Source organism: Schaalia sp. ZJ405, from assembly GCF_011038885.2.
In the GTDB taxonomy this organism is placed as follows: Bacteria; Actinomycetota; Actinomycetes; order Actinomycetales; family Actinomycetaceae; genus Pauljensenia.
The window spans coordinates 1,038,360-1,051,861 of record NZ_CP064952.1 but is presented as its reverse complement, the minus strand read 5'-3'; the positions used below and the strand labels follow the sequence as shown (position 1 = coordinate 1,051,861).

The following is a 13,502-nucleotide window of genomic DNA, read 5'->3' as shown; positions in this document are numbered from 1 at the left end:
CTACGCCTGAATCTCGTTCTTCCTCAAAGCAGCGTCAATCGAATCCGCCCACTCATTCACTGCGTCCCAATCGCGGAAATCTCCCTCAATGACACCCGCAAGACGCGCAACCGAGCGTTCACGAAGCGACAGCACAGCAGGGTTGTAACGACCGGCGAAGGAATGAAGGTCAATCGCTTCAACGCGCGTGAGAAGAGGTCCGATACGCGTCGGATCCTGAGGGGCATGTTTGGGAACACCGTTCATCCCCACGGAGAACGCCCACACCCGCGTGGTTTTCAACTGATCAGCGAAACGCTCCATGAAGTCGTGAGCGGCCTCCATCCACTGAAGGATGTACACAGCCGAACCAACAATCACCGCGTCATAGGTGTCGATCGACGTCACATCCGCAGGGGCCATGCGATCAACGTCGTGGCCCTTGTCGCGTAGGCGCTGCGCAATCGCGTCTGCAACGTCATTTGTTGAACCATGCTTGGATGCAGCGGTAACCAAAATGTGCATGTCCCTAGTGTGACAGAATCCCGGCTCGAAAACTGAGCCGGGATCCTCTTTTGCGTTGGTTACCACACGAAAGGACGAAAATCCTACGCCCGCAGTTGGGCTCCCAACTGTTTCTTCGCCATCGCAACGATTCCGTCACGCACACCAGCGGATTCCTCCGCCGTCAGCGTGTGGTCAGCGGCCCTCAGTCTCAAACTGAAAGCCAATGATCGTGAACCAGCCGCAACCTGATCGCCCTCGTAAATATCGAAGAGGGTCACTCGCTCAAGAAGCGCACCACCGGCTTTGCGGATCACCTGCTCGACGCGCGACACCGGGACATCCGCAGGAACAACCAGAGCAATATCCTCTTTGGCCAGCGGATACGTCGATACCGCTTTAACCTGGATCGGCTCGTCAGCCATCGACGCGATCAGAGCATCGAGGTCGAGCTCGAAGGCCACCGAACGCGAGGGCAAACCGAAAGCGCGGCATGCCGACGGTGAAAGCTCGCCGGCAAGGGCAATCGAACGCAACTCACGTCCCGCGCGAACGAACACGCGGGCCACTCGCCCAGGATGCCACGGAGCAACATCAGCGGGATTCGTTGCAGGCTCCGGCATTGGAGCACCACGGCGTTTCTCCACCTGAGGCATCCACGCACGAGTTACTTCAACACGCACCCCAAGGGCGCGAGCAACGGATCGGACACATTCAAGCGCATCCGCCCAATCAACGGGCCGCGAGGCTCCAAGAACACTCGGCATGTGCGCATTTCCTGTGAGGATCGCTCCCACGTGCCACGGCTGCGCCGGAGTACCAGCAAAGAGCGCGGCAAGCGTCTGGTCATCGGGACGATGCTCGGCGGTCGGGAGTTCACAAGGCACCGTGCCCTCAGGACGGGCAACCATTCCCATCTCAAACACCGCAGTGTTCTCGTTGCCTCGTGACACATTGCGTCCCGCGACATCTAAAAGCGTGTCGAGGATCGACGTGCGCAGCAGCGGCGCATCGTCAGCCATCGGGTTGCGCATCCGCAGAGCATGACGGCGCGGATCATCCTGCGCAAGCCCCTGACGGTCAAAGGAATCCGACACGAAAGGATAGGACTCAACCTCGACGAGACCAGACTGAGCCAGAACGTCCGCAGCGATACGGCGTGCCTTCTGAGCCTGAGTCAGGCCGCGACCGGCGGGGGCTGGCGGGAGAACCGAGGGAATGTTGTCGTAGCCGTCAAGACGGGCAATTTCCTCAACGAGGTCGGCTCCAGCCTTCAGGTCAGGGCGCCACGACGGAGGAATAACGGTGAGGACACGCGCCTCATCATCCGCTGACTCAATGGTTGCGCCGATGAGTTCAAGGACCTCCCGGATTCGATCGACGCTCAAGGACACGCCCGTCAGTCGCTGCGCTTCGCCGTAGGGAAGGGAAATCGTTGGAGATTCTTCGCGCTCATCAACATCGGTTGCTGCGTCGTCGGCAACTCCCCCGCCGTATTCGACAAGCAATTCAACGGCCCGCTGCGCCGCAACAGCGGGGAGCTGCGGATCGGTTCCGCGCTCAAAACGCTTCGACGCGTCCGAATGGAGCTTGTGACGTCTGGCGGATCGGGCAACGGAGACGGAATCAAAGTGGGCGGCCTCAAGGAGAACATTCGTTGTGTCCGACTCAACCTCTGAGTATTGCCCACCCATGACACCGGCTAAACCAATGATCCGGGATCCTTCACCCTCGGGGGAATCCGTGATGAGCAGGTCCTCAGGATCGAGGTCGAGCGTCTGCCCATCCAGGGTTGTCAGTGTTTCCTGAGGGCGTGCACGCCGAACAACGATCGGACCTTCGAGGGCATCGAGGTCATAGGCGTGCATCGGCTGCCCAAGGTCAAGCATGACGTAGTTCGTGATGTCAACAGCGAGGGACACGGACCGCATCCCCGCCATCTCCAGGCGCTCAACCATCCACCGAGGTGTTGGCGCATTCGGGTTGACGCCGCGGACCACGCGCGCAACGAAGCGATCAGCGCCACGATGACCACGGATCGGCGCGTCATCGGTAATGCGAACGGGGAAACCGTCGGCGGAAGCAGCCGGTGGGCACCCCCCGAGGGCTCCGGGGAGACCGGGATCCGTGAAAGGGGCACCCGTTGAATGGGAGTATTCACGGGCCACGCCGCGCATCGAGAAGCAGTACCCGCGATCGGGGGTGACGTTAATTTCAAGGACTTCTTCACCAAGGCCCAGCCAGGTCACAATGTCGGTGCCGGGCGCAGGGATTTCACGGTCGGGGAACATCGTGGGGAGCACGATGATGCCGGAGTGGTCCTCTCCTAGGCCCAGTTCCCGTGCCGAACAGATCATGCCGTCGGAGATATGTCCGTAAGTCTTGCGCGCCGCAATCGCGAAATCTCCGGGAAGCACAGCCCCCGGCAGAGCAACAACAACGAGGTCGTCAACGTCGAAATTGTGGGCACCGCAGATAATCCCACGACTAGGCAGCTCGGAAGGTTCTTTCCCTGTTCCCGGTGCGTCATTGAATTCACCGCAGTCAACACGGCAGTAGTTGACAACTTTACCGTTCGATGCGGTCTCTTCAACGCGAGACAGAACGCGGCCAACAACGAGCGGCCCGGTCACACGCGCGGGGTGGATTTCCTCTTCTTCAAGGCCAATCCGAACAAGGGCAGCCGCGAGGCTGGAAGCGTCAACGCCGGGATCAATCTCAACGTGGTCAGACAGCCACGACAGTGGAACCATTGGCATATCAGTGTCCCCTTCCTGTGAGGCCGAACTGTGTGGAGAAGCGGATGTCGCCCTCGACAATGTCATGCATGTCGGCGATGCCATGCCGAAGCATGAGCGTGCGTTCAATTCCCATACCGAAAGCGAAACCGGAGTAAACGGCTGGGTCAATTCCGTTAGCAATGAGGACATTCGGGTTGACCATGCCGCACCCACCCCATTCGATCCAACCGGGTCCACCTTTCTTTTGGGGGAACCACAGATCCATTTCGGCGCTCGGCTCGGTGAAGGGGAAGAAGGAGGGGCGCAGTCGTGTCTTCGCCTCGGGGCCGAACATCGCCCGAGCGAAATGATCGAGGACGCCTTTGAGATGGGCCATTGTCAGGCCTTTGTCCACAGCGAGTCCCTCAACCTGGTGGAAGACCGGGGTGTGCGTTGCATCCAACGCGTCGGAACGGAAGACCTTTCCTGGGCACGCAACGTAGAGAGGAACACCGCGAGTGAGCATGGCTCGCGACTGGACGGGTGACGTGTGCGTGCGCATCACGAGGTGTCCGTCAGCTTCCCCCTGACCTCCCGCGCTGGTGCCGTCGATGTAGAGAGTGTCTTGCATCTGACGTGCCGGGTGGTCGATGTCAAAATTCAAGGAGTCAAAGTTGAACCATTCGTGTTCAATTTCGGGCCCCTCGGCAATTTCCCATCCCATGCCGACGAAGAAATCTGCGACCTCTTCCATGAGGGTTTCCAGCGGGTGCCGCGCTCCGGCGTGAATGCGCTGGGTGGGAATCGTGACATCCACCTGCTCGTCAACAAGAACCTGTGCCTCATGTTCGGCTTCAAGAACTCGCTGACGTTCACTCAGCGCCTCGGTCAGGGCTCCACGGGCCTGCCCGAGGTTACGGCCCGCAACCCCACGCATTGTCGGGTCAAGCTGCCCGATGGTGCGGTTGGCGCGAACGAGAGGCGCAGAGTCTCCGAGGATGGATAAACGCACCTCCTTGAGCTCGGCCACGTTGTGTGCTCCCTCAATGTCTGCGAGAGCCTGGGTAACGAGTGTTGATACCGCGTGTTCGTCAAGCGGATCAAGCTCGGGGGCAGTGGAGGCCATGTCCTGCTTCCTTTGAGATGTCGACAGTGATGCGGAAATATCTCGCTTCGGGGCAATCATAATGCGCTTGCCCAATCTGCTCATATTGGCCCATGTTTGTGAACATCCCCGGTGACACTGATGAACGTCTCCCTCGTCCTTTGCGATCCGCCCCCAATGAGGACGAAAGTTCCTCAGCGCACTACTCTAGGTGCGAGAATCTCTTCAATTGCCGGCCCTCTGGGAGGAACTGTGTCCCATCTGTCATCTGACGCTCTCGATGCACCTGAGCTGACCCCGGTTACTCACGTTTCACCTACGGGCAGCTGCGCGCCTACGGGCGACTCAGCAGAACAGAGCGCGGCGTCGTCCTCGTCAATGACACCTGAATCCCCCGCCGTGGGAACCGCAAAGCGCGTGCGGATTCACCACATTGCGCAGGCGAAACGCGAGGGCACTCCGATCACGATGCTCACCGCCTACGATGCCCTCACCGCTCCCCTATTTGAGGCCGCGGGCATTGACATGCTGCTCATCGGGGATTCAATTGGCAACGTCATGCTGGGGTATTCAACGACCCTTCCGGTGACGTTAGAAGATATTGAGAGAGCCACGGCAGCTGTTGCACGGTCAACATCCCGACCGATGATCGTGGCGGATCTGCCTTTCGGTTCCTACGAGTCTGATGTGACGGCGGCTTTCAACGCCTCGTCCAGGTTAATGAAAGCCGGGGCTCACGCGGTGAAACTTGAAGGAGGTGCGCACCGCGCCGATCTGATCCGTCACCTCACGACCAACGGGATCCCCGTCGTTGCCCACATCGGCTACACCCCGCAGTCGGAAAACACGCTGGGAGGTCCGCGGATGCAGGGACGAGGAGATGCCGCAGATCGTTTGAGCGCTGACGTTTGCGCCCTTGAAGAAGCAGGGGCTTTTGCCATTGTCTTTGAGATGGTTCCCGATTCAATTGCAACGCGTCTGACTGCGCAGACGTCGATGGCAACGATTGGCATTGGCGCCGGTCCTCACACGGACGGGCAGGTGCTTGTGTGGTCTGACATGGCGGGGATGAGTGAGTGGACGCCCTCCTTCGTTCGTCGTTTCCGTGAGCTTGGTGTAGAGCTTCAAGGGGCCACGCGCGACTACATTGCTGCGGTGCGTTCGCGCGAGTTCCCCGCAAAGGGCCAATTCGCTGCGGAGTAGGTGTCGGTGGACGAATCCCATTGACGAGGACGACGCCGCACCTTCCCACGTGCTCCGCCGTGGCAGATGAATCTCACCTTGGGTGTGCGCATGGTCTGATCCCCTCTTAGCCCGCGTCGGGTTTAGGCTGATCCCATGATTGAAGCATCCGCACTGGCCAAACGAGCTCCTTTGGGCACCCTCACCCCCGGACGCGTGTCTGCACTACGCGCAGTTCCCGAACATATTGATCGCCCCGAATACATGTTCCATTCGGGCCCTGAGCGGGTGAGTGCCAGCGATGTGAAGAATTCTCAGACCGTGGAGAGGATTCGCCGTGCCGGTCGGATCGCCGCTGGAGCTATCGAGGCTGTCGGTCAGGCTATTGCCCCCGGGGTTACAACGGATGAGTTGGACCGTATTGCCCATGAATACCTGATTTCTCACGGTGCCTATCCGTCATGTTTGGGCTACATGGGTTTCCCCAAGGCGATCTGCACGTCAATTAACGAGGTCATCTGCCACGGCATCCCCGACGACCGCCCCCTCGAGGACGGCGACATCATTAACGTCGATATCACCGCCTACATTGACGGTGTTCACGGGGACACGTGCGCAATGTTCGAGGTCGGAACCGTTGATGACGAATCTCGTCTCCTCATTGAACGCACTCGCGAGGCGATGATGCGCGGGATTAAGGCGATCCGTCCGGGACGCGAGATCAACGTCATTGGTCGTGTTATTGAAAAGTATGCGGCGCGCTTTGATTACGGGGTTGTCCGCGATTACACGGGTCACGGTGTCGGCGAGGCTTTTCACTCGGGCCTGATTGTTCCTCATTATGATGCTGCTCCGGCTTACGACCTGGTGATGGAACCGGGAATGGTTTTCACCGTTGAGCCGATGCTGACCCTGGGTGCCGTCGAATGGGAGCAGTGGGATGACGGGTGGACCGTTGTCACTGCGGATCGATCGCGTACTGCCCAATTCGAACACACGGTTGTGGTCACCGAGGACGGGGCAGACATTCTGACGCTTCCCTGAGCGGGAGGAGATTCGGATGGCGCTGCCATTGTCACTCTTCCTCGTTTACCATATGTTTCACGACGTTTCTTAGGGCCCTGGAGGGAACATGACTGAGGTCGCATGCGGCATTGACATTGGTGGATCGGGTATCAAGGCGGCCGTGGTCGACCTCAGTACCGGTGAGTTTGTGGGTGAACGCGTACGCATCCCAACCCCTCAACCCGCAACCCCAGCGGCTGTCGCCGATGTGTGTGCTCAACTTCTTGAGCAGCTGGGCGTTGGCGAAGATATCCCGGTGGGTGTCGCATTCCCCAGTCCCGTTCTTCACGGCGTCATCCCGTTCATTGCAAACCTTGATCCGTCGTGGGCGGGAACGAACATTATTGATGTGATGAAAGAGCACACGGGCCGCACGATGGTTCCTCTCAACGATGCCGATGCCGCGGGCTTGGCGGAGATTGCTTACGGCGCCGCGAAGGGTGTCGGTGGCATCGTCATCGTCACAACTCTGGGCACCGGCATTGGCTCGGCGATTGTCAACGACGGGGTGCTCCTACCCAACACTGAGTTGGGGCATCTTGAGCTTGACGGTTACGACGCGGAGACCCGCGCATCCTCGGGTCAGAAAACAAAGCAGGACTTGTCGTGGAAGAAGTGGGCGAAGCGTCTCCAGCGCTACTACTCCCACGTTGAGATGCTCTTCTCCCCCGACCTTTTCGTTGTCGGTGGTGGTGTGTCGAAGAACCACGAGAAGTTTATGCCGTTGCTTGACCTGAAAACTCCGATGGTTCCCGCTCAGTTGTTCAATACCGCAGGCATTGCGGGCGCTGCGTGGTACGCGGCGCAGCAGACAGCAAAAGCACGAGAGTAGTGCCTTTGTCACCTCACATTGAGGTGAGTGCATCGTGAATGTGTCGCGGCGCGCATCCTTTCTCAGGGTGTGCGCCGCGACTGTTTCCCTGTGTTTCATTGACGAGGACGAGTTGCGCCTCCACGTTCCACAGATTCTCAGCCAATGTGAGGACCGCTGGTGTCCAGATGTTTCCAAATTCTGATACTCAGAAGATTCCCATGTAATCGGGTACTTGGTAATCTGGTGGTGGTCCTCTGTGCGCAGCGTGACGTTGTGGTTTCTGTGTGTGGTGTGTTCGCATGTGGTGCTGGGTAGGCGCTGCGGGGGGGGGTCGTCCTGTTTGGCCTTGTGGAAGAATTGGACGAGTGAAGACTCCGAAGAAAATGTGTCTGTGGCGGTTGCTGCGACTGTGTTGTTTCTCTTGCTGGGCGCCTATTGCGCACGCTGTAGAAGCTATTCCCCCTGCCGGGACGAAGGGGGTTCTGCTGCTGTTGGTGATCGGGCTGGTCAGCCGGTGCCCTCAGTCCCTACGCGAGGGGAGGTTGACGATGCAAAATCCGCCTCAGACTCAGCGTCTGCTACGGCTGCTAGTGCTGAGGATGCCTATAACAAAGCACAAGCGGACCTGAAGGAGGCTGAGGCTGGGAAGGCTCGGGCTCAGGATGCTTATGACAAGGCGTCTGCTGCTGCCAGTGAGGCTACAAATCCCAGTGATGAAGACATCACAAAAGCCTCTGATGCTGTAGGTGCTGCCCAGGCTGATCTTGCACCGCCCACAGGCGCTCAAAACAAGGCTAAGGGCGTGCTGGATGAGGCAGCTAAGAGTGATGATGCTGCTGTGGTGGCAAGGGACGCTGCTCAAGCTGGTGTTGATCAAGCGCAGAAGAATGCTGATGCTGCTGCTGAGGCCCTTGCGGGTGTGGAGGAGAGGATTGCTGCCGCAACCGCGGTGATTGATAAGGCGAAGGAGGTTGAAGGCAAGGTCGACGACCTGAAAACCGCTGCTGGGTCTGCGTCTTCTGAGGCCGACAGGGCGCGTGTGGCGAAGGAAGCCGCTGATGTTGCTCTTGAGGCAGCAAACACAGCGAAGGATGCTGCCCAACAGGCAGCCAACGAGGTGCGAGAGGCGAAGAACACAGCCGAATCCAACGCCCAGGACGCGGCTGCAACCCTGGCCACCGCAACAGCAAACCTCGAGGCCGCAAACACAGCAAAAACCGCCGCAGACCAAGCCCTAGCCGAGGCTCAACAAGCCTACGACGAACTCAACAACGTCAGCGATGAAACACCACCACTACCAGTACCAGACGAAGACACACTCAGAGCAGCAGAACAAGCTGTGACGAATGCGCAACAGGCTTACGACAAAGCTGTCAAAGATGTCGCGAAGGCAACGGAGGAATACGCCACGGGTTCCTCAGGATTCTTCACCCATAAGGGAGCAACGTACGCTGCCGGAATCCTTGACGGAACCGTTGAAACTTCGGATCGCGCACGGGAGATTCTCCCTTACACCCACATTGGTGATGAGAAGGATGCAACCAATCTGGAACAGATGAAGAAGGCGATCGAGTGGATCAAGACCTTCAACGAGAAGTACCGCACTCCTCTGGGGCTGCAACCGTTGAAAGTCACCGACCGTCTGATGGCTATTGCTCAGGTGCAAACCAACTGGTCTGATACGACTATCAAACATTCAGAGGCCTACAAGGGAGGCGAAAACCTCGCATGGGGATGGGATGATCCGTTCGAGGGCTGGTACACCTGGGAAAAAGAGCACTTTGATCGGTTCAATAATGAGTATGTTCCTGCTGGTAAAACCTGGGACGACTATCTGAAGGACTACCCGGATGCTCAGATTGGACACTACACAAACATTATCAAGCCCGAATACGCGTTCACTGGTTTCGCCGTCTCACATGAGGACATCTCTTCCGACATGAAGCCTTTCACTCACGGTCAGACCTTCGCTCTCTCCAGCGGTTTTGACGGTGAAGAGGCATATGACGTTGATGTGTATTACGAAGCATTCATGACCTATTACAACGACATCAAAACACGGATGAGTGATGACAAGGTCAACGACGCACGAACAGCACTCAATCGGGCGAAAGCAGACCTTGAAGCACTCCAAGATGGTCCTGGTGCGGCTCTTGCGGCGGCGCAGAAGAGGCTTGAGGATGCCAGTGCTGATGTTGTTGCGAAGGAGCAGGCTGTTGATGCTGCTACTGAGAAGCTTGAGGATGCCAGGGTTGTTAAGGCGAATGCTGATGAGGCGTTAAGGGATGCCACCGCAGCTGCCACCCAGGCCAACGAGAAGCTCACCGAGGCCACAACCCGCCTGGAAGCAGCCCAGCGTGAAGCTGATGAGAAGAACACAGCATTTGCCACGGCCAGCCAGAAAGCCCAGGTGGCCAAGCAGGCCTATGACGAAGCTGTTGCGGCAACTGAAGGTGTGGATCAGGCTCGCAGTGATCTTCAAGCCGCGCAAGCCGAGAAAACCACCGCTCAGGTGGCTCGCGATGAAGCCCAACGCACACTCACCGACGCCCAGGCAGGTCTCGATACGGCCAGGGCTGCTGCTGAGCAGACCGCTGCCCAACGTAGTGTTGCTCAGCGGGCTTATGATGAGGCGACAGCCCGTGTTGGCGTCCTCGCAGACAAGGTGGCTGTGGCCAAGGAGGCGTATCGTCGGTTGTTGGCCAGTCGAGAAGACTACGCCAACACACGTGAAGTTGTTGCGCGCGCTCAGGCTGATCTTGAGGAAGCAAGTCGCCTGCACGGCCAACACAGCAAGCAAGCCGAAGCTGCACGCCAGGTGTGGGTCAAAGCCAAAGCAGCAGCAGAAGAAGCCACCACCTACTACATGGCTGTTCTTGCCGCGTACACCGCCACACACCCCGAAACACCAACACCCAAGCCCGGCAACACCGAAACACCCACACCAGGCAACACCACACCCGGTGACACGGGCATGCCTAAGCCTGGTGACACGGGCATGCCTAAGCCCGGTGACACCGAAACGCCCACACCAGGCAACACCACACCCGGTGACACTGGCATGCCTAAGCCTGGTGATGCTGGCATGCCCACACCTGGTGATGCTGGTAAGCCTGGCAAAGCCGAGAATAACGGTGCCAATATGGGTGCAGCTGAGCACAAGGACAAAGGCAAAGGCAAGAGCAAGGTGGCTCGCGGTGCAGGGAAGACGCTGGTAGGAAAGAGCTCCACGGGTCTTGCTGCTACGGGAGTTGACTCATCGGATCTCATCATCGCCGGCGCTGCTGCCATCGCGCTCCTCGCATCCGGAGCCGTCATGAGAATCCGCCGCCGCTAACCAAAAGCCCCTCTTGTTCACGGTCTCGCTGATCGCCAGACCGTGAACAAGAGGGGACAGCAACACGAATTCACTCACTGACAACACCGTGGCGCGCACCCCACACACTCAGGGTGCGCGCCACACTCATACTCACACCAGATCAGCCGACGTTCAGCTGTCGGTGATGCGCGGAGCTATGATTGAGACTCCTTTTCTTGACTTCTCGATTCGGATCGACGAAGGAAATATCGGATAAAGAATCCCGCAAGATACGCGCACAACGTGAGCGTGGACGCGTACGTACTCACCGAGATCACTTCCACGTGATTATTTACGATAAAACCTATCATCATCAGAATGAAGAGAGCGAAGCCCTCCCAATGCTTTCCGTGAGCTCTCCACCCACTGAAGAATCCAAGAATCACACATGCAGCAGTGACAAACATGTCATTATTGTGCATTACCTAACAACTAACGACAAGGGTCCTGTGTAATACGTCTCACCATTTGGCGCTCAAGGAAGGGCTCACACAGGCCAGTTGAAGGAACTCCCCTCACGCAACGGCATCCACCGAATGCCCAAAGATGCGTGAGAAAATGCGGATGAGTCGGTCTGTACGCCGGGTTCTGTCTCGCAGTGCGTTACCGCGTCTGCGGTGGCGACCATCTATCTTGGATCTGCGTTACCGCAGACCTCACGCAACCTACCCGCAAGCATTGAACGGGCCGCCCTGCTTGCTGCTTGGTCTTGCACCGAATGGGGTTTACCGAGCCAACGCAGTCACCTGCGTTGCTGGTGGGCTCTTACCCCACCTTTTCACCCTTACCGCCCGAAGGCGGCGGTTTCTTTTCTGTGGCACTAGCCCGCGGGTCACCCCGGGTGGCCGTTAGCCATCATCCTGCCCTGTGGTGCCCGGACGTTCCTCAGGTGCTCTCGCGCCCGCGGCCGCCCGACCGGCTCATCCGCCCTGAAATTTTACCCCATCGAAGTTAGCGAGGTGCACGAGCTTCAGCTCTGCCCGCAGTGGCAAGCGTTAACGGTACGGGTACTCGCTCCCCAACTAAGTTCTAGTTCCGCTCGCTCGCTGTGGTTCGCACAACGATCTGCGACGTATCACTCGTCCAGTACAGCTCATCGTCGGGAGTGCGTCGCAACTCGTCAAGCTCAAGCGGCGAGAGGTCCGCGGCCATTCCAATGCCCACGCCGTCGCGCACCTCAAGCACCGCAAGAACACCGTTGCGACTGCGGGCATGTTCGTATTCCCCGAGGATCGCTTCACCCAGGGCTGCTGCAAGCTCCCGACGCGTAGCAATCACACCCCGGAGTTCATCATCAAGCTCCGCGGTATCTTCCGCGAAGCTCTTCTTCGTTGCCTCAACATCATCGCGAATGGCCTGAGCCTCGGTGGTCATCGCGTCCTTGGCTTTCTTTGCCTCTTCGATGCGTTCTTCCACGCCCAGCTGATTGTTTTCCAAAGAGGTCAGCCGCGCATCCATCTGCGCGATCTCGTGTTCCATAGAGGAAATATCACGCAGGGGAACCTCGTTGCGTTCAATGCGTCCACGCTGGCGTTCTCGTCTGTCCTGAACTTTCGTGATTTCGTCTTCGATGCGGGTGAGTTCGCGACCCAAATCGGAAATTACCGCCGACTGAGCAACGGAAGCGCGCTGAAGATCCTCTGCACGTCCGGCCAATTCACGGACTTTCTCGTGCGCGGGATGAGCGTTGCGGCGGTGTCGCAGGGCCGACTCTTTCATATCCAGTTCTTGCAGTTCAAGCAGGTTCAGCTGGTCGGCGTGCGAGACATTCATGCGAGTTCTCCTGAGGTCTCCAAGTGCTGGGTCCAAGGTTCGGTAACAATCGTAGAGACTTCGACGCTCAGGTCCACACCCTCACGCGCCGCTGCCTGAGTGAGTTTCTTCTCCAGTAGGCGCAGCCACGGCCATTCGGTTGCCCAGTGACTCCCGCACAAAAGGAACGGGCGTCCGGCTTCCATATGTTCAGATGCCGGATGATGCCGCAGGTCAGCGGTGAGGAACACGTCGGCTCCGCGTTTCCTGGCGAGATCAAGGAAGGAATCTCCTGCTCCCGGGGCCACGGCGATGCGTTCGACAGGAGAATCTGTGTCACCGCCAACGAAAAGTCCCGTCGGTCCCGCCGGAAGCACTGAAGCTACGTGGGCAGCGAATTCTCCGAGCGTTGTTGGGGTTACCCGTCCGATTCGGCCCATGCCGATGAGGTGACCGTCCTCGTCCTCGCCAATGAACTCTAAAGGCTCGGGGTCGCTTAACCCAATGAGGCGGGCGAGGGCGTCCGCTACCCCATCGTGAGCGATGTCGGCGTTCGTGTGTGCATTTAAGAGGGCGATGCCGCTGCGGATCAGTTGGGTAACGAGGGCGCCTTTGGGCTGGTCCTCGGGGAGGAAGGACACCCCGCGCAGGAAAAGCGGGTGATGCGTGATGATGAGGTCGGCGCCCTCGCCGTCTCCCATTGTGGTCGCTTGTCTGCCAACGCTTGCCACGGGATCAACGGCCAGGAGGACCCGGCGGACAATCCGGTCACGATCCCCCAGAATCAGCCCAACTTTGTCCCAGTCTTGGGCGTTGGCCGGGGGAAACCACCGGTCCATGAGGGCGCAGATGTCTCCGACGGTCCAGTTCGTCGCAGCGGAGGCTAAGTCGTGTGTCATTGGTTAAGAATATCGTGAAGCCGCACGAGGACGAGGGCGAACCCTCTGGCCAGCCCATGACTTACCGCCAAATTTTCGTTTAATAGTCATTCGATTGTAATTCGGAAGTTTAACGAAAGAGGAC

The 13,502-nt window shown here is 58.5% G+C and carries 9 protein-coding genes and 1 other RNA gene; 4 read left to right on the top strand and 6 right to left on the bottom strand.

The window, feature by feature from the left end; all coding sequences use genetic code 11:
• From G7Y41_RS04295 to pheS, 3 genes are all read right to left on the bottom strand, one after another.
• Positions 1 to 504 (bottom strand): flavodoxin domain-containing protein, encoded by a 504-nt coding sequence (locus G7Y41_RS04295; protein WP_165217921.1) that lies wholly within the window; start codon positions 502 to 504, stop codon positions 1 to 3.
• Positions 505 to 587: 83 nt separating this feature from the next.
• Positions 588 to 3,242, bottom strand: coding sequence for a phenylalanine--tRNA ligase subunit beta (gene pheT / locus G7Y41_RS04290; protein ID WP_165316418.1), 2,655 nt, complete (start codon positions 3,240 to 3,242; stop codon positions 588 to 590).
• Between the two features lies 1 nt (position 3,243).
• Positions 3,244 to 4,329, bottom strand: a complete 1,086-nt coding sequence (gene pheS, locus G7Y41_RS04285) for a phenylalanine--tRNA ligase subunit alpha (RefSeq protein WP_165316417.1) — start codon at positions 4,327 to 4,329, stop codon at positions 3,244 to 3,246.
• A 357-nt stretch (positions 4,330 to 4,686) separates the two neighbouring features.
• Between pheS and panB the strand changes: the two genes are divergently transcribed.
• The 4 genes from panB (at position 4,687) to G7Y41_RS04265 (ending at position 10,706) form a co-directional block, all read left to right on the top strand.
• A complete protein-coding gene (gene panB / locus G7Y41_RS04280; RefSeq protein ID WP_165316424.1) occupies positions 4,687 to 5,511 on the top strand; it encodes a 3-methyl-2-oxobutanoate hydroxymethyltransferase in 825 nt (274 codons plus the stop codon).
• A gap of 135 nt (positions 5,512 to 5,646) precedes the next feature.
• A complete protein-coding gene (gene map, locus G7Y41_RS04275) occupies positions 5,647 to 6,534 on the top strand; it encodes a type I methionyl aminopeptidase (RefSeq protein ID WP_165316416.1) in 888 nt (295 codons plus the stop codon).
• Between the two features lie 88 nt (positions 6,535 to 6,622).
• Entirely contained in the window at positions 6,623 to 7,387 is a 765-nt protein-coding gene (gene ppgK, locus G7Y41_RS04270) for a polyphosphate--glucose phosphotransferase (protein ID WP_165316415.1), read from the top strand.
• Positions 7,388 to 7,883: 496 nt separating this feature from the next.
• Positions 7,884 to 10,706: a CAP domain-containing protein gene (locus G7Y41_RS04265; RefSeq protein ID WP_196819549.1), complete on the top strand. Its 2,823-nt coding sequence runs from the start codon at positions 7,884 to 7,886 to the stop codon at positions 10,704 to 10,706.
• A gap of 582 nt (positions 10,707 to 11,288) precedes the next feature.
• Here G7Y41_RS04265 and rnpB read toward each other — a convergent pair.
• From rnpB to G7Y41_RS04250, 3 genes are all read right to left on the bottom strand, one after another.
• Positions 11,289 to 11,650, bottom strand: an RNA gene (gene rnpB / locus G7Y41_RS04260) — RNase P RNA component class A.
• Positions 11,651 to 11,756: 106 nt separating this feature from the next.
• Positions 11,757 to 12,500, bottom strand: a complete 744-nt coding sequence (locus G7Y41_RS04255) for a zinc ribbon domain-containing protein (protein ID WP_165217931.1) — start codon at positions 12,498 to 12,500, stop codon at positions 11,757 to 11,759.
• Entirely contained in the window at positions 12,497 to 13,378 is an 882-nt protein-coding gene (locus G7Y41_RS04250; RefSeq protein WP_165217932.1) for a Nif3-like dinuclear metal center hexameric protein, read from the bottom strand. Before G7Y41_RS04250 ends, G7Y41_RS04255 begins: the two co-directional genes overlap by 4 nt.
• Between the last annotated feature and the right edge of the window lie 124 nt (positions 13,379 to 13,502).

Coding starts and splice junctions, on each gene's coding strand:
- G7Y41_RS04250 (WP_165217932.1), bottom strand. CDS start 13,378: ATGACACACGACTTAGCCTCCGCTGCGACGAACTGGACCGTCGGAGAC.
- pheT (WP_165316418.1), bottom strand. CDS start 3,242: ATGCCAATGGTTCCACTGTCGTGGCTGTCTGACCACGTTGAGATTGAT.
- ppgK (WP_165316415.1), top strand. CDS start 6,623: ATGACTGAGGTCGCATGCGGCATTGACATTGGTGGATCGGGTATCAAG.
- panB (WP_165316424.1), top strand. CDS start 4,687: ATGACACCTGAATCCCCCGCCGTGGGAACCGCAAAGCGCGTGCGGATT.
- G7Y41_RS04255 (WP_165217931.1), bottom strand. CDS start 12,500: ATGAATGTCTCGCACGCCGACCAGCTGAACCTGCTTGAACTGCAAGAA.
- pheS (WP_165316417.1), bottom strand. CDS start 4,329: ATGGCCTCCACTGCCCCCGAGCTTGATCCGCTTGACGAACACGCGGTA.
- map (WP_165316416.1), top strand. CDS start 5,647: ATGATTGAAGCATCCGCACTGGCCAAACGAGCTCCTTTGGGCACCCTC.
- G7Y41_RS04295 (WP_165217921.1), bottom strand. CDS start 504: ATGCACATTTTGGTTACCGCTGCATCCAAGCATGGTTCAACAAATGAC.